This is a genomic window from Achromobacter sp. EG18, from assembly GCF_059759395.1.
In genome coordinates this window covers 3,979,273-3,996,012 of record NZ_CM186213.1, presented here as the reverse complement: position 1 = coordinate 3,996,012, position 16,740 = coordinate 3,979,273, and the positions used below count along the sequence as shown (strand labels likewise).

At 70.7% G+C, this 16,740-nt stretch carries 18 protein-coding genes; 11 read left to right on the top strand and 7 right to left on the bottom strand.

Translation table 11 applies throughout. The features are described from left to right. Positions 1–44 precede the first annotated feature (44 nt). Both AC6CR5_RS18240 and AC6CR5_RS18235 read left to right on the top strand, forming a co-directional pair. Positions 45–1,175 (top strand): DUF3182 family protein, encoded by a 1,131-nt coding sequence (locus AC6CR5_RS18240; protein WP_327761215.1) that lies wholly within the window; start codon positions 45–47, stop codon positions 1,173–1,175. Next, positions 1,162–1,920: an alpha/beta hydrolase family protein gene (locus tag AC6CR5_RS18235; protein ID WP_054485459.1), complete on the top strand. Its 759-nt coding sequence runs from the start codon at positions 1,162–1,164 to the stop codon at positions 1,918–1,920. The genes AC6CR5_RS18240 and AC6CR5_RS18235 overlap by 14 nt, the downstream gene beginning before the upstream one ends. A gap of 75 nt (positions 1,921–1,995) precedes the next feature. Here AC6CR5_RS18235 and AC6CR5_RS18230 read toward each other — a convergent pair whose 3' ends face one another. The 4 genes from AC6CR5_RS18230 to AC6CR5_RS18215 form a co-directional block, all read right to left on the bottom strand. Next, positions 1,996–2,811 carry a carbon-nitrogen hydrolase family protein gene (locus AC6CR5_RS18230; protein WP_200221941.1) on the bottom strand — a complete coding sequence of 272 codons (816 nt, stop codon included), beginning with the start codon at positions 2,809–2,811 and terminating at the stop codon, positions 1,996–1,998. 12 nt (positions 2,812–2,823) lie between these two features. Then, complete coding sequence (locus AC6CR5_RS18225) at positions 2,824–3,687, bottom strand: serine hydrolase (RefSeq protein WP_150101148.1); 864 nt, start codon at positions 3,685–3,687, stop codon at positions 2,824–2,826. An 11-nt stretch (positions 3,688–3,698) separates the two neighbouring features. Beyond that, positions 3,699–5,144, bottom strand: coding sequence for a GntT/GntP/DsdX family permease (locus AC6CR5_RS18220; RefSeq protein WP_150101149.1), 1,446 nt, complete (start codon positions 5,142–5,144; stop codon positions 3,699–3,701). 231 nt (positions 5,145–5,375) lie between these two features. Then, complete coding sequence (locus AC6CR5_RS18215) at positions 5,376–6,383, bottom strand: quinone oxidoreductase family protein (protein ID WP_150101150.1); 1,008 nt, start codon at positions 6,381–6,383, stop codon at positions 5,376–5,378. A gap of 252 nt (positions 6,384–6,635) precedes the next feature. Here AC6CR5_RS18215 and AC6CR5_RS18210 point away from each other — a divergent pair, with 252 nt between their 5' ends. Both AC6CR5_RS18210 and AC6CR5_RS18205 read left to right on the top strand, forming a co-directional pair. Beyond that, positions 6,636–7,664, top strand: coding sequence for an alpha/beta hydrolase (locus AC6CR5_RS18210; protein ID WP_024070627.1), 1,029 nt, complete (start codon positions 6,636–6,638; stop codon positions 7,662–7,664). A 113-nt stretch (positions 7,665–7,777) separates the two neighbouring features. After that, positions 7,778–8,641, top strand: a complete 864-nt coding sequence (locus AC6CR5_RS18205) for a LysR family transcriptional regulator (RefSeq protein ID WP_498084798.1) — start codon at positions 7,778–7,780, stop codon at positions 8,639–8,641. Positions 8,642–8,656: 15 nt separating this feature from the next. Here the strand turns inward: AC6CR5_RS18205 and AC6CR5_RS18200 are convergent, their stop codons facing one another. Next, on the bottom strand, positions 8,657–9,043 hold the full coding sequence (locus AC6CR5_RS18200; RefSeq protein WP_024070625.1) for a MerR family transcriptional regulator: 387 nt from the start codon (positions 9,041–9,043) through the stop codon (positions 8,657–8,659). A 90-nt stretch (positions 9,044–9,133) separates the two neighbouring features. On the opposite strand from AC6CR5_RS18200, the gene AC6CR5_RS18195 reads away from it, so the two are divergent. Next, positions 9,134–10,039, top strand: a complete 906-nt coding sequence (locus tag AC6CR5_RS18195; protein ID WP_498084797.1) for an alpha/beta fold hydrolase — start codon at positions 9,134–9,136, stop codon at positions 10,037–10,039. Between the two features lie 38 nt (positions 10,040–10,077). On the opposite strand, the gene AC6CR5_RS18190 is transcribed toward AC6CR5_RS18195, so the two are convergent. Next, positions 10,078–10,512 carry a SecDF P1 head subdomain-containing protein gene (locus AC6CR5_RS18190; RefSeq protein ID WP_020926034.1) on the bottom strand — a complete coding sequence of 145 codons (435 nt, stop codon included), beginning with the start codon at positions 10,510–10,512 and terminating at the stop codon, positions 10,078–10,080. Positions 10,513–10,698: 186 nt separating this feature from the next. Between AC6CR5_RS18190 and AC6CR5_RS18185 the strand changes: the two genes are divergently transcribed. From AC6CR5_RS18185 to otnK, 6 genes are all read left to right on the top strand, one after another. Continuing rightward, complete coding sequence (locus AC6CR5_RS18185) at positions 10,699–11,145, top strand: hypothetical protein (protein WP_020926035.1); 447 nt, start codon at positions 10,699–10,701, stop codon at positions 11,143–11,145. A gap of 186 nt (positions 11,146–11,331) precedes the next feature. Then, the gene (gene otnC / locus AC6CR5_RS18180) at positions 11,332–11,970 is read left to right on the top strand and encodes a 3-oxo-tetronate 4-phosphate decarboxylase (protein ID WP_498084796.1); all 639 of its coding nucleotides are present in this window, start codon (positions 11,332–11,334) and stop codon (positions 11,968–11,970) included. A 51-nt stretch (positions 11,971–12,021) separates the two neighbouring features. Beyond that, a complete protein-coding gene (gene otnI, locus AC6CR5_RS18175) occupies positions 12,022–12,813 on the top strand; it encodes a 2-oxo-tetronate isomerase (RefSeq protein WP_049050810.1) in 792 nt (263 codons plus the stop codon). Further along, entirely contained in the window at positions 12,810–13,787 is a 978-nt protein-coding gene (gene denD, locus AC6CR5_RS18170) for a D-erythronate dehydrogenase (protein WP_498084795.1), read from the top strand. The genes otnI and denD overlap by 4 nt, the downstream gene beginning before the upstream one ends. Next, entirely contained in the window at positions 13,784–14,689 is a 906-nt protein-coding gene (gene ltnD / locus AC6CR5_RS18165) for an L-threonate dehydrogenase (RefSeq protein WP_496572537.1), read from the top strand. Before denD ends, ltnD begins: the two co-directional genes overlap by 4 nt. Further along, positions 14,686–15,948, top strand: a complete 1,263-nt coding sequence (otnK, locus tag AC6CR5_RS18160; protein WP_498084794.1) for a 3-oxo-tetronate kinase — start codon at positions 14,686–14,688, stop codon at positions 15,946–15,948. Before ltnD ends, otnK begins: the two co-directional genes overlap by 4 nt. A 46-nt stretch (positions 15,949–15,994) precedes the next feature. Here otnK and AC6CR5_RS18155 read toward each other — a convergent pair whose 3' ends face one another. Then, the gene (locus AC6CR5_RS18155; protein ID WP_020926041.1) at positions 15,995–16,702 is read right to left on the bottom strand and encodes a FadR/GntR family transcriptional regulator; all 708 of its coding nucleotides are present in this window, start codon (positions 16,700–16,702) and stop codon (positions 15,995–15,997) included. Between the last annotated feature and the right edge of the window lie 38 nt (positions 16,703–16,740).

The window sequence follows — 16,740 nt, the reverse complement described above, 5'->3', positions numbered from 1 at the left end:
GCCGGCTTTTTTGCGTGGGCACGCCGTTTGCTGGCGTGGCGCCCATGAACTCGTTTTCTCTCGCAGACGGCCCGCTCGTGGTCGCTTATCCTCGCCGCGCCCGGGCGTCCGAGCACGAAGTGGCGTCGCATGACGCCCTGGCGGCGCGCCTGGCCGCGCTGTTGGGCGGGCGCCATGTTCGCGATTACCGGCCCAGTCGCCATCGCGGCGCCCCGGTTCCGTATTACGTGCCCGACCGCAGCATCGCCGGGGCGGCGCGCGCGGCCATCCTGGGCATCGCGGGCATCGCCGACCTCTATGGTGGCGTCGTGCCGCATGCCTTCGTCGCCACCAAATCCATCAGCCATGGCCTGGCGCGGCCGGATGCACCGGCGCCAGCGGGTTGGGTCGCCTCGCTGGCGGATGCATTGGGTGACGCGGTGCTTGCCGGCTACACGGCGTTCCGCCCGGAAGACGCGCTGGCCGGTGGCCTGCGGCTGTTGCAACGCGGGCCGGTGCGGTTGAAACCTGCCGATGCGACCGCCGGGCGCGGGCAGGAGGTCGCCTCGGATGCGGATGCGCTGCGGCAGGCCTTGGAGCGCCAATGCGCGCGGACGATGGGACGGCTCGGCCTGGTGATCGAGGAAGACCTGGACGAAGTCGAAACCTGCAGCGTGGGCTGGTCCAAGGTGGGAAAAATGGAGATCGCCTATGTCGGCACGCAGTCGCTGACGCCCGACAATGCGGGCTGCCTCGTGTACGGCGGCTCGGAACTGCGCGTGGCGCGGGGCGGCTTCGATGCCTTGCGCAGGCTGGATCTCGCCGACCGTGAACGCCGCGCGATCGACCTGGCGTGCCAGTATGACGCGGCTGTATCGGCCGCCTATCCCGCGCTGATTGCTTCGCGGCGCAATTACGATGTGGCGTTTGGTCTCGGCGCCGATGGCCGGCCGCGCGCGGGCGTGCTGGAACAATCGTGGCGCGCGGGCGGTGCCAGCATCGCGGAACTGGCCGCCATGCAGGCCTTTGCGCTCTCGCCCGCGCTGCGCGAAGTGCGCGCCGCGACCCGCGAGCGCTATGGCGCCGACGAACCGGCGCCAATCACGCAACGCCTGGTGTTCCACGGCCACGACGCGGCGGTCGGGCCCATCAGCAAGTCGGGCGGCATCCTGGAGGCGGCCGATGGCGGCGCATAGCAGTCCGCTCGCGCTCGACGTGGATGGCGTGTCGCTGGACGCCACGTTCCTTACCCCGGAAGACAAGGTGCCGGGGGTGCTGTTCATTCATGGCTGGGGCGGCAGCCAGCAGTTCGACCTGTCGCGCGCCAAGGGCATTGCCGCGCTGGGTTGCGTCTGCCTGACCTTCGATCTGCGCGGACACGCCGCCACGCAGGCGCGGCAACGCGAGGTGACGCGCGAGGACAATCTGCGCGACGTGGTGGCGGCCTATGACCGGCTGGCGCAGCATCCGTCGCTGGACTCCGGTTCGATCGCCGTGGTGGGCAGCAGCTACGGCGGTTACCTGGCGGCGCTTTTGAGTACGCTGCGTCCGGTGCGCTGGCTGGCGCTGCATGTGCCTGCCTTGTATCGTGACGACGAATGGCTGGTGCCCAAGAACCAGCTCGATCGCGAGATCCTGCGCGCCTATCGCAGCGTCTACGTCGCGCCGGAAGAGAACCGCGCGTTGAAGGCGTGCACGGCGTTCGCCGGCGACGTGCTGTTGGTCGAGGCGGAACACGACAGCTATATCCCGCATTCGACCATCATGAGCTATCGCTCCGCGTTTCGCCGATCGCACTCGTTGACGCACCGGATCATCGACGGCGCCGACCACGCGCTGACGGAAAAACCGGCGCAACGCGCCTATACCTCGATACTGGTGAACTGGGTGACCGAAATGGTCATGGGCGCCCGCATGGGCGAGGGTAGGGCGCGCTACTGAGCGGCCGCGGTCGGGCTGGCGCGTTGCGCGCAAGGCCCGCAACGATGCCGGCCCTGGCGCTTTCCGCCGCGCGGGTCAACCCGGGTAGAGATCGGTGCGGCGATGCTCCCAGGCCGGCAGGCCGGCGCGCAGCGTGGCCACGCGCTGCGGGTCGAGGTCGGCCAGGATGTAGCCGGTGCGGTCCGGCATGCAGGCCAGCACCGTGCCCCAGGGGTCGATGATCATGCTGCGGCCGAGGCAGGGCAGGCCCGGGCCGTCGCCGCCGATCTGGGCGGCGGCGATCACGTAGCACTGGTTCTCGATGGCGCGGGCGCGCAGCAGGGTTTCCCAATGATCGCGCCCGGTGTGCAGGTTGAAGGCCGCGGGCACCACCAGCACGTTGGCGCCGCGTGCGCGCAGCGCGCGGTAGAGTTCGGCGAAGCGCAGGTCGTAGCAGATGCTCAGGCCCAGCGTCAGGCCCGCCGCCTCGACGGTCCGCAGGTGCGCGCCGGGCGCGAAGTCGGCGGATTCGCGGTAGGGGATGCCGTCGACCACCGCGTCGTACAGGTGGACTTTGCGGTAGGAGGCGGCGATGCTGCCGTCCGGGGCGAAGGTGACGCCGGTGTTGCCGAGCCGGTCCTGGTCCGCCAGGCGTTCATGCATCGAGCCCAGGTGGATCCAGCAAGCGTGGCGTTGCGCCAGCGCGGCGATGCGCGCCGTGACCTCGCCGGGGATCGGACTGGCGGCGGCGCGCAGCGTTGGTGTGTCGCCGCGCACATCGCTGTACTCGGGCGTGACGATCAGTTTCGCGCCGTCGTTGGCCGCGGCCGTTATCCAATGTTCCAGCGCCGCCAGGTTGACATCGCGGTCACGGCGGCTATCGAGCTGGATGGCTGCCACTCTGATGGACATGCGGGCTCCTTGTCAGTGTGTGTGCGCCTGGGCTTTCAGGCCAAGCGCGACCGCGCGCGCGATCTGCCCCAGCAGGGCGGCGCCTTCGCCGCCCTGGAGCGTCTGCGCGGTCTGCCAGTCGGTGAAGCCGTCGGCCAGCACCGCCAGCACCACGCTGCGGTCCGCCACGGTGAGGATGCCGGCGTCATGGCGCAGGCCCGGCAGCTGGCCGGCCTTGCTGGCCAGATGCGCAGGCGCCGGCAGCGCGGCGCCGAAGTGGGCGCGCTCGCGCTGGTCGGCCAGCAGGTCGAGCGCGAAGGTCCGCAAGGGCGGCGGCAGCATGCCGTCGCGCAGCATCCAGCAGAGCGCGGCGGTGGCATCGTCGGCGCTGGTGAAGTTGTCGCGGCCGGCTTCGCGCGCGGCGGCGTCCATCATGCGGCGTTGCAGACGGCTTGCCGCCAGTCCGGCGCGCTGGCTCCATTGGTTGATCGCGTCAAAGCCCAACAGATCAATCAGCGCGTTGGTGGCGACGTTGTCGCTGAGCACGATCATCAACCGCGCCAGCTCGGCCAGCGACAGGCTGGCGACGCTGGGCAGTTGGGCCAGGATGCCGGTGCCGCCGGCGCGGTCGCCGCAAGCGGGCAGGGCCAGCGGCTGTTCGAGCGCGTAGCGGCCGTTGGCCACCGCTTCGAGCAGCGCCAGCAGGATGGGCACCTTGATGATGCTGGCCGATGGCTGCACGCGGTCGGCGTGGTGCGCCAGTACGATGTTGCCGTCCAGGTCGCGCAGGCTCAGCGAGACCCGCGCGGGCGTGGCCGCCAGCAAGGGCGCCAGCGCCGCGTCGACGTGCTGGCGCAAGGCGTTGCGGTCCAGCGGTTGCGATCCCAAGGGGAACATGGTCGATCTCCTCAGACCAGGAAGAAGAACAGGGACGAGAACAGGCAGAGGTTCACCAGGATCACCGCCCAGCCGTTGTAGAGCATGTATTTGAGCTCGCCAGAGCGCGCCAGGCCCATCTGGCCGAACATGTCCGAGGTGGGGAACGGGCCGAACCAGTCGATCTGCGAACTGCCCAGGATAACCGCCGTGGTGGCCGCGGGGCCGACGCCGGCGGCCGCCAGCAGCGGTCCGAAGATCTTGGCGGTGAAGGTCATCTGCGCCACCGCCGCGCCGGGGATGTGGCCGATCACGTTGAACCACAGGACGATGACGCACAGCATGGCGCCGCTGATGCCGGCCAGGTGCGGCTTCGCCAGTTCCAGCACGGCGTGGTAGGCGTTGAGCTGGTCCACCAGCACCAGCACCGGATTGAACAGCCAGAACAGGAAGAAGATCCAGATCAGCTTGCCGGTGCCCGCATACATCGCCTGCAGGATCGCGCGCGGGCCCATGCCGCCGGCCAGGCCGGTGGTGGCCGCCAGCGACACCATGACGATGATGGCGAAGGCGTAGCCGGCCTTGGCGAGCACGCCGGCGACCGCCATGATGATGATGGTCAGGCAGAACGCCCACGCCGAGCGCAGGGCCGTGGGGGACGGCGCGGCGTCCAGGTCGAGGGCGGCCATGCTGGCGCCGGCTTCCTCGTATTGATGAGTCGCCTCGCTCATCTTCTGGATGCGGCCCGACATGAACCAGCCGGCCAGCAGCGTCGCCACGGCCATCGGGATGCCCGCCACCAGCAGGTACTGCGGATAGCTCAAGCCGGTCAGGCCGGTCACGGTGACCACGTTGGGCGTGAAGGGCCCCAGCACCAGTCCGGCCGAGCCGGCGGTCTGGAACAGCGCGGCCACCGCGGGCGGCGACAGGCGCACCGCCGCCGCGATGGGGATCACCACCGCCGCGATGATGGCGTTGCCGCCGGCCAGGGTGCCCAGCGCGCCGCAGATCAGGGTCGAGGTCACCATGATGCCCAGGCGCACGCGCACCTGGTTCGACAGGCCGATGCGGCGCACGATGGCGCGCACCATCTGTTCCGCGGCGCCGGTGCGCGAGGCGACTTCGCCCACGCCGGCGCCGAGCACGATGATCAGGCCGACCACCGCGATGAACGACCCCAGTGATTCCGCCAGCAGCTTGCTCATGGCGATGGGCGTGGTGCCCGTCATGATGGCGCCGAGCACGATGGCGGCGATGGTGGACAGCACGATGTCCACGCCCAGCAGCGCGATGATGGCGAACACCAGCACGGGCGTCAGGCCCCACAGGCTGGTCTGGCCTGGCAGCGCGTAGTGGGTGTAGAGCGCGATGGCCAGCCCGACCAGGAATACCGCGATGGCGGCATTGCGCCGGCGTGGGTGCAACGAGCCGCCGGCGGGCGGGCGTGGCGCCGCCGCCGTTTGTGCCAATGAGGTCATGTCTTCTCCGTCCCTATCCAATCCGTGGCCAGGCCGTGACGCGCGGCGCGTCCGGCGGTTATCGGCCTATTGTTGTGATCCCGCCTTGTGGGTGCTGCAGGCGTGGATTCCCAGCGGTCCAATGTCCAGGCCGCCGGGCCGCATCGGACGGCCTGGCGCTGGACGGTGAGAGTGTGGGCGTGACGGGCGACAGGTTCAAATGAGTGGTGCGGGTGCGGCCATAACCAAAGGTTATGCGTTCGGCGCGGCGCCGATGCGCATGACCGACTTGCCGATCTGTTCGCGCGCTTCCAGCCGCGCATGGATGCGCTGCACGTCTTCCATTTCGTAGCGGCCCTCGATGGCGATGTCCAGCGACCCTTCGAGCAGCGCGCCGAACACGGCGTCGGCGCGGCGCTGCACGGTGACGCCGTCCCGCATGTGGTCGGCCAGCCGCGGCCGCGTCAGGAACAGCGAACCGGCCTCGCCCAGTTCGATCGGATCCAGGTCGGTGACCGAGCCCGAGACATTGCCGTAGTTGATGACCAGGCCGCGCGCGCGGCAGGCGCGCAAGCTGTCGCGCAGGGTAGCCTTGCCGACCGCGTCGAACACCACGTCCACGCCCGCGCCGCCGGTGGCCTCGCGGATGCGGTCGGCGAAGCGGCCGTCGTCGTAGGGCAGGGCGTGGTGGGCGCCGCGCGCGCTGGCGACGGCGCGCTTTTGCGCGCTGCTGGCGGTGGCGAACACGGTGGCGCCGCGCCGCGCGGCCATCTGCACCAGCAATTGGCCGATGCTGCCGGAAGCCGCGTGGATCAGGCAGGTGCTGCCCGGGCCCAGCCGGGCGATGTCTTCAACCAGGTAGTGCGCGGTGGCGCCCTGGAAGATCGCGGCGGCGGCCAGGTCGAATGGGATGGCGTCGGGGATCCTGGCGACCTTGGCCGCCGGCACGCTGGCGTACTCGGCGTAGCTGCCCCAGGCGATGCACCAGGCGACGCGGTCGCCGGGCGCCAGATGCGTGACGCCGGCGCCGACCGCGACGATCTCGCCGGCGCCTTCCATGCCGAGGGTGCAGGGCAGGCGGACGGGATAGGTGGTGGAGGCCGCGTACTTGCCCTGGCGGGTGTGCACGTCCATGAAGTTGATGCCGGCGTAGGCGACCCGCGCCACTACGTGGCCGGGCGCGGCATCCGGCATGGGATGGTCCGCGCGCATCTGCAGGACTTCGGGGCCGCCGTAGCGTTCTATCAGGATGGCTTTCACTGCGAAGGATTCCTTGTTGAGGGAGGGACGGCGCGCCGTGGCATCGATCGATGGCGGCCATCGTAGAAGGCGTGAATCGGTCTGGGAATTCCCCAGGAATTCACCGGGGGCGTGAGGAAATTGCCGGAACGGACGCGCCAATGCGCGGCGGCCGCGTGCAATCGCGGCGGGTGTTGGTCGACAAACAGGATTAAGTCCCATTCCGGTTTGGGCTATGCTGCGGCAGGCGCCGCCGTTGCGGCGTGCCGAACCGTGTTCCATTCCGCCGACGGGCTGGCGCCCTGCGGCACGCGCAATCCCGAGAAGCCGATGTCCTCCCGTATCCTGTTCCGCCTTTGCCAAGCCGCCTTGTTCAGCGGCGTTCTCTGGAGCGCCGGCGCGCAGGCGCAGGCTCCGACGCCGAACGATGCGGGCGCGCCGGTCGCGCGCGGCGCGCAGCTTGTCGGCGAGACCGTGGCGGACCGGCCGTCGACGGTCTATCGCTTTGAAACACACCGGCTCGATTCGGCCGATGGCAAGCGCCACTACCGCATCCAGATCGCCGTGCCGCGCCAGGCCGCGCCGGCCGGCGGCAGCGCGGTGTTGTACATGCTCGACGGCAACGCGGCGCTGGCCACGCTGACCGATGCCGACCTGCTGCGGTTGGGCGCGGGCGGCGCGCCGGTGCTGGTGGCCGTGGGCTACGACGTGCCGACGCGCAACGACGTGGTGGCGCGTGCCTATGACTACACGCCGCCCGTGTTCGAGCAGGGCGCGCGCCAGCCGAATCCGGTGGTGCTGGGCCGCGAGGGAGGCGGCGCGGACGAGTTCCTGGCCCTCTTGCGAGAACGGGTCAAGCCGCTGGTGCGCGGCCGCGCCGCGGTCGACGACAGACGCGAATACCTGTGGGGGCATTCCTATGGCGGCCTGTTCGCGCTGCACGTGCTGTTCACGCGGCCGGACACGTTCGCGCGCTACATCACGGGCGACCCGTCGGCCTGGTGGGCCGATGGCGCCCTGTTGCAGGAGTGGCGGCGCTTCGACGCGCGGCGCGCGGCCGGCAAGCGCGTGCTTGTGCTGGCGGGCACCAAGCCGCGCGATCCGGCGCGCCAGCGGCCCAATGCGCCGTCGACGCGGCCGGATGGCACGCCGATCGACCTGCAGCCTGCCGTGCGCGCGATGGTGGAAGGCCTGCGCGAAGGCGGCGCGGATGCCCGCTACGAGGCGTTTGCGCAGTTCGGCCACGGCGAGATGCTGCGGGTGTCGCTGGAGCGCGCGCTGCAGGTCGCGCTTGAACCCTAGAAGGCCATGGAAGCCGGGACCGGCTCGGCGCCGCGCCGGCGCATGGTAAAAGCGGCATCAGGATCCGGGAGTTTTCTCCCGCACGATCATCCCCGGCGTGAGTGGACAATCCGATGTTCGACTGGCAGGACCTGTATTACTTCACCGTCTTGGCGCGTACCCAATCGTTGTCGGCGGCCGCCCGTGAACTGCGGGTCGAGCATGCCACCGTGGGGCGCCGCATCGACGCGCTGGAAAAATCCCTGGGCCTGCGGCTGGTGGACCGGCTGCCGCGCAGCCGTCCGCTGACCGGGGACGGACGCGCGCTGGCGCGGCTGGCCGGCGCCATGAACGAGATCGCCACGGGAGTCGAACAGTTGTCGCGCATTGCCTCGATCGAGGTCGCCGGCACGGTCCGCGTCAGCGCGCCGCCGTCGCTGGCCAGCCACTGCATCGCGCCGCGGATCGCCGCGCTGCGCGAGCGGCATCCGAAGCTGAACGTGGTTCTGCTGCCGTCGCTGTCGCTGGTGGCGCTGGACCGCGGCGAGGCCGACATCGCCCTGCGTACCGTGCGCCCGGAAGAGGATGCGCTGGTGCGCAGGAAAATCGGCGTGGTGCGATTCGCGCTGTATGGCGGCGCCGGATACGCGGAGCAGCCCGCCGAGCAGTGGCGCTTCATCGCGTATGACGCGAGCGGCGACGCCCTGCCGCAACAGGCCTGGCTGCATCAGGTCCGCCGCCACCGGCCGGTGGTCTTTGCCGCCAGCGACCTGGCGGCGCAGCAGATGGCCGCGCGGTCAGGGCTGGGCGCCGTGGTGCTGCCCACGATCGTGGGCGACAGCGACGCCATGCTGCAACGGCTGGCGGTGGCGGGCGAGGCGCCGTCCCGCGATCTGTGGCTGGCGGTGTTTCCGGATTTGCGCCGGTCGCCGTCGGTCAAGGCGGTGATGGACTTCCTGGTGGAGTGCGTGCAGCAGGAACCACGGCTGCGCCCGTGACCGTCCTGCTCGCGGCTATTCGCGGGAGGTTGCGGCGCCCTCGGCCAGCATCTGGCGCAGGCGGGCGCGGCGACGTTCGAGGTCGGCGATCTGCCGTTCGACCGAGGCCAGGCGCTGGCGTTGCACTTCGGAGGTCTGCGGGCAGGCGGCCGCGCCCTCGATCATGCGCATGCAATCGGGAAAGCCCTGGATCTCGGCGAGACTGAAACCGGTTGCGATCAGGCGCTGGATCTGCCGCACCTGGCTGACCGCGGCGGGGGCAAAGTGGCGATAGCCGTTGTCGGCGCGCGAGGAGGCCAGCAGGCCGTGCGCGTCGTAATGGCGAATCGAGCGCAGGCTGGCGCCGGTGGCGCGGGCAAGGGCGCCGATCGACATCGGCTTGGCGGCGGGCGGGAGTGTCATGGCGAAGTTTCACGAGCCGGGCGCTTGACTCTAACACCGGTGTGAGGGTCGAGACTGCGATTCCCCTTTTGCCATCCAGGAGTCAGCCCCATGCCCGGCCAGCCTTTGTTCCGTCAATTCCGTCGCCTGCTGGCGATGATCGCCCTGCTGTCGGCGAGCGCCGCGGCATTGGCCGATGATCGCCAGTACACCGCCGTCGCGCCGGATGGCGTGACGCTTGCCATCCAGGAGTCCGGCGATCCGGCCGGCCCCGCCATCGTCTTCATCCACGGCCTGCTGGGCAGCCGCCTCAGCTGGGAGGCGCAGTTGTCCAGCCCCCTGTTGCAGCGCTATCGCCTGATCGCCTACGACCTGCGCGGCCACGGCCAGTCGGGCAAACCGACCGCGCCGCAGGCCTACACCGATGGCCGGCGCTGGGCCGATGACCTGGCGGCCGTGATCGCCGCGTCGGGCGCGCGCCAGCCGGTGCTGGTGGGCTGGTCGCTGGGCGCCGCCGTGACGACCAACTACCTGGCCGCGTACGGCGACGGCGATGTCGCCGGCGCGGTCTACGTGGGCGGCGTGATCGAACTGGACGCCAGCCAGATCGCGCCGCATCCCGAGGTGTATCGCGGCATGGCGTCGACCGACCTGAAGACGCACTTGGACGCCGAACGCGCCTTCCTGGCGCTGTGCTTCGAGACGCAGCCGGACACGGCCACGTTCGAGCGGCTGCTGGCCAACGCCGCCCTGGCGTCGCCCGGGATGCAGGCCGCGGTGCCGCGGATGACGATCGCGGCCCGCCAGGGCCTGGGCGCGATGCGCAAGCCGCTATGGCTGATCTATGGCGCGCGCGATGCGCTGGTGCGCGCCGAGCCGTCGCTGGAACGCGCCAGGCAGTTGAATCCGCGCGTGCGCGGCTCGGTATATGCGGCGTCGGGACACGCGCCGTTCGTGGAAGAGGCCGAGCGGTTCAACCGCGATCTGGCCGCGTTCGTCGACGCGGCGGGGCGCTGACGCCCGCCGGGGGCACGCGGTCGGTCGCGAGGACCGGTTCAGTTGCTCCCGGCCGGGGCGGACCGCTTGCTGGGCCGGGTGCCGATGTCGCCCGGGGTCGAGCCTTCGTCATCCACCGTGAGGCCGCCGCCACGCATGATGCCCTTGGCGATCTCGTCGGCGGACTTGCCGGCGAAGCCATGCTCGCCCGCGACGATGCGGAAGCTGTCGCCTTCTAGCGGGCTTTGCAGCGTGGCCGAGGACAGCAGCACGCCGTTCGAACGCAGCTGGATGCGCTTGCCGACGCGGTCGCGGGTGAAGTCCGCCAGGGCCTGGCGGCTGTCGGGATGCAGCACCACGTCGACATAGCGCATCGAGGTTTGCGGGTCGACGCCAGCGGTGGCTTTGTCGGCCCGCAGGGCCACGCTTTCGGCGTGGGAGGCGGCGGCCGCCAGCAGCAGCGCGGCGCAGGCGAGGGATCGAACAACGGTCATGGGCGGGCTCCGGGAAGCGGCGGATCGATGACGGCATCCTAGCCTCATCGACGGCGATGCGTATTACGACTTGTATGCGAAGCTGGCATTGCCTGCCGACGGTGGGCTCGCGGGCATTTGGCCGCTAATATGGCGGCTCGATGATCGCCCCCGGCCGCGTCCGGCCGCCGCAAGGAATCCCGTCACATGAAGCTGTCCGCCCCCTGGTTTCTGTCCTGCCTGCTGCTGGCCGGCGCGGCCCATGCCGGCTCTGCGCCGGCCGAGCTGTCGTGCGTTTCGGAAAGCGGCAAGGTGGCGCTGCGCGGCGCCATTCCGTCGCCGTCGTCGGAGGAGCTCAACCTGACGCTGACCTATGGAAACGCGACGCAGGGCTTCGACTCGGGCGATGCCCCGGCCTACGTGGTGGCGGATTTCCCGCTGGGCGTCTTCACCCTTGTCGCTCCCGACGACGCCTGGCCGCTGACGCTGTACGCCTTGCCGGGCACCGTCGCGGTCAGGAAGGTTGCCAACGGGGATGTGGCCGGCACTTTCCAGGCCAAGCTGACCGGGCCGCGGCCGGGCGGCCCGACCGCCTCGGGAGCGGGCAATCCGCTCAAGGCGACCTTGAATTGCGACTACCGCTATTCGCTGTGAGGGCCGTCGCTCGCTAACGGGCGACGGACGAGGGGGCGACGGACCAGGCAAGGCTCGCGCTACCGGGTAATCCCGCTACCGGTTTTTTCGGCAAAATTTGTATGATGACCATATGACTATGCCGAGGGGGGCGCGCATGCCGCAAGACTATTCCGCTGTCCGTCACCGCCCTGCGCGGGGCGCGCCATGAGCCTGGAAACCCGTATCCGCGAGGAGATCTGCACCGTCGGGGCCAGTCTCTACCAACGCGGCTATACCGTCGGCGCGGCCGGCAACATCAGTGCGCGCCTGGATGACGGCTGGCTGATCACGCCCACCGACGCCTGCCTGGGCCGACTCGATCCGGCCGAGCTGGCCAAGGTGGACCTGGCCGGCAATCCGGTTTCGGGCGGCAAGCCTTCCAAGACCCTGGCGCTGCACCAGGGCATCTACCAGGCCGATCCCGCCGCGCGCGGCGTGGTGCATACGCATTCGACGCACCTGGTGGCGCTGACGCTGGCCGGCGTCTGGCGCCAGGACGAGGTATTGCCGCCGATCACGCCCTACCAGGTGATGAAGGTGGGCCGCATTCCGCTGATCCCCTATCGGCGGCCGGGCGATCCGGTCGCGGCCGCGCAGGTGGCGGCGGTGGCGGCGCAGGTCCGGGGGGTGCTGTTCGAGCGCCTGGGGCCCGTGGTGTGGGAGCGGTCGGTGTCCCACGCGTCCCATGCGCTGGAGGAACTGGAAGAGACCGCGCGCCTGTGGCTGATGTCCGAGCCCCGGCCCGCGCCCCTGTCCGAGACGGCGGTCGAGGAATTGCGCGCCGTGTTCGGGGCGCACTATTGATCCGCGCATTGCGCGGGCCGACGGCGCCCGCCACGACCTGAAGGAGCCGACATGCCGCGCCTGGCCGCGAACCTGAGCATGATGTATGCGGAACACCCGTTCCTGGAGCGCTTCGCCGCCGCTGCGCGCGATGGTTTCCAGGGCGTGGAGTTCCTGTTTCCCTATGACCATCCGGCCGCCGAGATCCGGACGCGGCTGCAGGCGCACGGCCTGACGCAGGCGCTGTTCAACGCGCCGCCGGGCGACTGGGCGGCCGGCGAGCGCGGTATCGCCGCGCTGCCGGGGCGCGAGGACGAGTTTCGCCGGGGCCTGGACCGGGCGCTGGAGTATGCCGCGGCGCTGGGCAACCGCAGCCTGCACGTGATGGCGGGACGGGTCCCGGCCGGGCAGGAGCGCGCCGCGCATCGCCAGGCCTACCTGCGCAACCTGGAAAGCGCCGCGCGCGCGGCCGCCAGCGCTGGCGTGACTATCGTGATCGAGCCGATCAATCCGCGCGACATGCCCGGCTATTTCCTGACGCGCCAGGACGAGGCCCAGGCCATCCGCGCCGAGGTCGGCGCCGACAACCTGCGGGTGCAGTTCGATTGCTACCACTGCCAGATCGTCGAGGGCGACCTGGCGGTGAAGCTGCGGCGCGACATGGCGGGCATCGGCCATATCCAGATCGCCGGCGTGCCGGACCGCCACGAGCCCGACCTGGGCGAACTGAACTACCCGTACCTGCTGGCGCTGGTCGACACGCTGGGCTACGCGGGCTGGATCGGCTGCGAATACCGGCCCAAGGGCGCCACGACGGCGGGGCTAGGCTGGGCCAAACCCTATCTCGCGGGAGGCGAGCGATGAAGATACTGATTACCGGCGGCGCCGGCTTCCTGGGCCAGCGCCTGGCGCGCAAGCTGTTGGAACAGGGGCGATTGGCCCTGGGTGGCGAGCGCGTGCCGATCTCCCAGATCGACTTGCTCGACGTGACCCGGACCGACGCCATCAACGACACGCGCGTGCGTTCGGTCGAGGGCGACGTCGCCGATCCCGATTGCCTGCGATCCCTGATCGGCGCCGATACCGCGGTGATCTTCCACCTGGCCGCCATCGTCAGCGGCCAGGCCGAGGCCGATTTCGACCTGGGCATGCGCATCAACCTGGATGCCTCGCGCGCCTTGCTGGAGGCCTGCCGTCGGCAAGGCCATCGGCCGCGCGTGGTGTTCACCAGCTCGGTCGCGGTCTACGGCGGCGCCCTGCCGGAAACGGTGCGTGACGACACCGCGCTCAATCCGCAATCCTCCTATGGCACGCAGAAGGCCATCGCCGAACTGCTGCTGGCCGACTACACGCGCCGCGGCTTCGTCGACGGCCGCGCGCTGCGCCTGCCCACCATCAGTGTGCGGCCGGGCCGGCCCAACGCGGCGGCCTCGTCGTTCGCCAGCGGCATCATCCGCGAGCCGCTCAATGGCGAGCCGGCGGCATGCCCGGTGGCCGCCGACACGCGTCTGTGGCTGCTGTCGCCGCGCCGGGCGGTGCAGGCCTTGATCGCCGGTTGCGAACTGGACGCCGGAGCGGTGGCGGATCGCCGGCCGATCAACCTGCCGGGCGTCTCGGTGACGGCGGCCGAGATGGTGCGGGCCTTGCGCGAGATCGCGGGCGACGCGGTGGCCGACCGCATCCGCTGGCAGGCGGATGCGCGGGTGCAGGCCATCGTCGGCAGCTGGCCGGGCCGCTGGGACACGGCGCGGGCGGCGCGCCTGGGGCTGGAGGGCGACAGCGATTTCGCCGAGATCATCCGCGCCTACATCGGCGACGAGTTGCGGGGGCAGGCATGAGCGACGTCAACGAAATGCGCCCGGTCGGCGTGATCGGCCTGGGCGCGATGGGGGCGGGCATCGCGCAGAGCCTGCGCCGCGCCGGTTGCCGGGTGCATGCCTACGATATCCGGCCGGGCGTCGCGGCGGCGTTCGCCGAAGAAGGCGGCGTGGCCTGCGCGACGCTGGCCGACATGGCCGCCGCCTGCGAGGTGGTGGTCAGCGTGGTGGTGAACGCGCAGCAGACCGAGAGCGTGCTGTTCGGCGAGGGCGGCATCGCGGCGGCCATGCGGCCCGGCAGCGTATTCGTGATGTGCTCGACGGTGGACCCGGCCTGGTCTAGCGGGCTGGAGGCGCGCTTGGCGACGTTGGGCATCCACTACCTGGATGCGCCGATCTCGGGCGGCGCGGCCAAGGCCGCGGCCGGCCAGATGACCATGATGACCGCCGGCACCGTAGCCGCCTATGCCGCCTGCGGCAACGTGCTGGAGTCGATGGCGGGCAAGGTCTACCGGCTGGGCGAGCGCGCCGGGGCGGGCAGCAAGGTCAAGATCATCAACCAGCTGCTGGCCGGCGTGCACATTGCCGTTGCGGCCGAGGCCATGGCGCTGGGCCTGCGCGAAGGCGTCGACGCCGATGCCTTGTACGAGGTCATCACCCACAGCGCCGGCAACAGCTGGATGTTCGAGAACCGCATGGCGCACGTGCTGGCGGGCGACTACACGCCACTGTCGGCGGTGGACATCTTCGTGAAGGACCTGGGGCTGGTGCTGGACACGGCGCGCCACAGCAGCTTTCCCTTGCCGCTGGCGTCCACCGCGCACCAGATGTTCATGCAGGCGTCGGCCGCCGGGCACGGGCGCGAAGACGACAGCGCGGTCATCAAGATCTTCCCCGGAATCACTTTGCCGGAGTCCGCATGACGATCAAACTGGGCTGCATCGCCGACGACTTCACTGGCGCCACCGACCTGGCCAACAACCTGGTGCACGCCGGCATGCGCACCGTGCAGGCCATCGGCGTGCCGGCCGGACCGCTCGAGACGCCGGCGGACGCGGTGGTGGTGGCGCTCAAGACCCGCACGCTGCCGGCCGCCGAAGCGGTGGCGCAATCGCTGGCGGCGCTGGCCTGGCTGCGGGCGCAGGGCGCCGGGCAGATCTATTTCAAGTACTGCTCGACCTTCGACAGCACGCCCGCGGGCAATATCGGTCCGGTCGCCGATGCGCTGATGACGGCGCTGGATACGGATTTCACCATTGCCACGCCGGCCTTTCCCGACAACCAGCGCACGGTGTTCAAGGGCTATCTGTTCGCCGGCGACGTGCCGTTGAACGAATCGGGCATGCGGGATCATCCCTTGACGCCGATGACCGACGCGAACCTGGTGCGCGTGCTGGCGGCGCAGACGCGGCGCAAGGTCGGCCTGATCGACTACGCGGTGGTGGCGCGTGGCGCCCGCGCGATTCATGATCGCATCGACGAACTGCGGCAGGCGGGGGTGGAGATCGCCATCGTCGATGCCATCTCCAACGACGACCTGCTGGCGCTGGGCTCGGCGGCCAAGGATATGCCGCTGGTGACCGGGGGATCGGGCGTGGCCATCGGCCTGCCTGGCAATTGGGGGCTGGCGCCGGGCGTCGTCGCCGGGCTGCCGCGCGCAGCGGGCGCGCAGGCCGTGGTGGCGGGCAGCTGCTCGACCGCCACCCAGGGGCAGGTGGGCGCGTTCATCGCGACCGGCCGGCCCGCGCTGGCGCTGGACCCGCTGCGTATCGACGCGGGCAATGACGTCGTGGCGCAGGCGCTGGCCTGGGCCGCGCCGCGCTTGCCCGATGGTCCCATCCTGATCTATTCGACCGCCCGGCCCGACGCGGTGCAGGCGGCGCAGGCCAGCCTGGGCGCGGCCCGCGCCGGCGCCCTGGTCGAGGACGCGATCGCGCGGATCGCGGTGGGCCTGGCGCGGCTCGGGGTGCGGCAGCTGATCGTGGCGGGCGGCGAGACCTCGGGCGCGGTGGTGCGGGCGCTGGGCCTGGCGCAACTGGCCATCGGCGAGCAGATCGATCCCGGGGTGCCGTGGTGCGCCGGGTACGCGCAGGCGGTGCAGGCGCGCATCAGCATCGCTTTGAAGTCGGGCAATTTCGGGGGCGCCGATTTCTTCACGCGGGCGTTCCGCCCGACTGCCTGAGGACCGATCGCCGGCCCTTGCGCCGCGCCTTCGAAGGCGGGCGCGTTCAGCGATGCGCCAGGCGCAGGCGCTTGGCCGCGTTGACCATGTGGATGCGGGCGGCTTCGCGCGCCGCGTCCTCGTCCTGGCGCCGGATGGCCTCGGCGATGGCTTCGTGTTCGCGCAGCACCGCGCGCATCTGGTCGGCGTGGCGCGCCTCGTTGCCGCGCGTGACGCGGGTGGCGGCTTCGAGATACTGGCTGACGAACGCCAGCGTGGCGAGGAAGTACGGATTGCCGGTGGCGCGCGCGATGCTGCGGTGGAAGGCCACGTCTTCCTTGACGCCGTCGCCACCGTTGTCGACCGCGGTGGCGATGGCCGCCAGCGCGTCGTCGATGGCCGCCATGTCGCGCTTGCCGCGCCGGGCGGCGGCTTGCGCCGCGATTTCGGTTTCCAGCGCGCGCCGCAGGTCGACGATGTGCAGCACCGCGTCCAGCGAGGCCAGCTCGGCCGCATCGATGCGCAGCGCGCGGTTGCCGTCGTGGCCGGTGACGAACACCCCGCTGCCCTGGCGCGCCTCGACGATGCCGTCCTGGCGCAGCCGCGACACCGCTTCGCGGATGACGGTGCGGCTGACGCCGAACTGCTCGGCCAAGCGGGTTTCGGTGGGCAGCTTTTCGCCGGGCAGCACGCGGCCCGCGTCGATCTCGGCGAGCAACCGCTTGGCCACCGTATCGGTCAGCGTGGGGGGCGTGTTGAGTCGGGGAAACGCCATGGCATGGGGCCGCGTAAGCAAGGCGGGTCACCGCCCTG

Excerpts from the sequence above, each read along its gene's own strand:
- AC6CR5_RS18230 (WP_200221941.1), bottom strand. The coding sequence starts at position 2,811 with ATGTCCATCAGAGTGGCAGCCATCCAGCTCGATAGCCGCCGTGACCGC.
- otnI (WP_049050810.1), top strand. The coding sequence starts at position 12,022 with ATGCCGCGCCTGGCCGCGAACCTGAGCATGATGTATGCGGAACACCCG.
- AC6CR5_RS18185 (WP_020926035.1), top strand. The coding sequence starts at position 10,699 with ATGAAGCTGTCCGCCCCCTGGTTTCTGTCCTGCCTGCTGCTGGCCGGC.
- ltnD (WP_496572537.1), top strand. The coding sequence starts at position 13,784 with ATGAGCGACGTCAACGAAATGCGCCCGGTCGGCGTGATCGGCCTGGGC.
- AC6CR5_RS18240 (WP_327761215.1), top strand. The coding sequence starts at position 45 with ATGAACTCGTTTTCTCTCGCAGACGGCCCGCTCGTGGTCGCTTATCCT.
- AC6CR5_RS18235 (WP_054485459.1), top strand. The coding sequence starts at position 1,162 with ATGGCGGCGCATAGCAGTCCGCTCGCGCTCGACGTGGATGGCGTGTCG.
- AC6CR5_RS18220 (WP_150101149.1), bottom strand. The coding sequence starts at position 5,144 with ATGACCTCATTGGCACAAACGGCGGCGGCGCCACGCCCGCCCGCCGGC.
- AC6CR5_RS18155 (WP_020926041.1), bottom strand. The coding sequence starts at position 16,702 with ATGGCGTTTCCCCGACTCAACACGCCCCCCACGCTGACCGATACGGTG.
- AC6CR5_RS18190 (WP_020926034.1), bottom strand. The coding sequence starts at position 10,512 with ATGACCGTTGTTCGATCCCTCGCCTGCGCCGCGCTGCTGCTGGCGGCC.
- denD (WP_498084795.1), top strand. The coding sequence starts at position 12,810 with ATGAAGATACTGATTACCGGCGGCGCCGGCTTCCTGGGCCAGCGCCTG.
- otnC (WP_498084796.1), top strand. The coding sequence starts at position 11,332 with ATGAGCCTGGAAACCCGTATCCGCGAGGAGATCTGCACCGTCGGGGCC.
- AC6CR5_RS18205 (WP_498084798.1), top strand. The coding sequence starts at position 7,778 with ATGTTCGACTGGCAGGACCTGTATTACTTCACCGTCTTGGCGCGTACC.
- AC6CR5_RS18225 (WP_150101148.1), bottom strand. The coding sequence starts at position 3,687 with ATGTTCCCCTTGGGATCGCAACCGCTGGACCGCAACGCCTTGCGCCAG.
- AC6CR5_RS18200 (WP_024070625.1), bottom strand. The coding sequence starts at position 9,043 with ATGACACTCCCGCCCGCCGCCAAGCCGATGTCGATCGGCGCCCTTGCC.
- AC6CR5_RS18195 (WP_498084797.1), top strand. The coding sequence starts at position 9,134 with ATGCCCGGCCAGCCTTTGTTCCGTCAATTCCGTCGCCTGCTGGCGATG.
- otnK (WP_498084794.1), top strand. The coding sequence starts at position 14,686 with ATGACGATCAAACTGGGCTGCATCGCCGACGACTTCACTGGCGCCACC.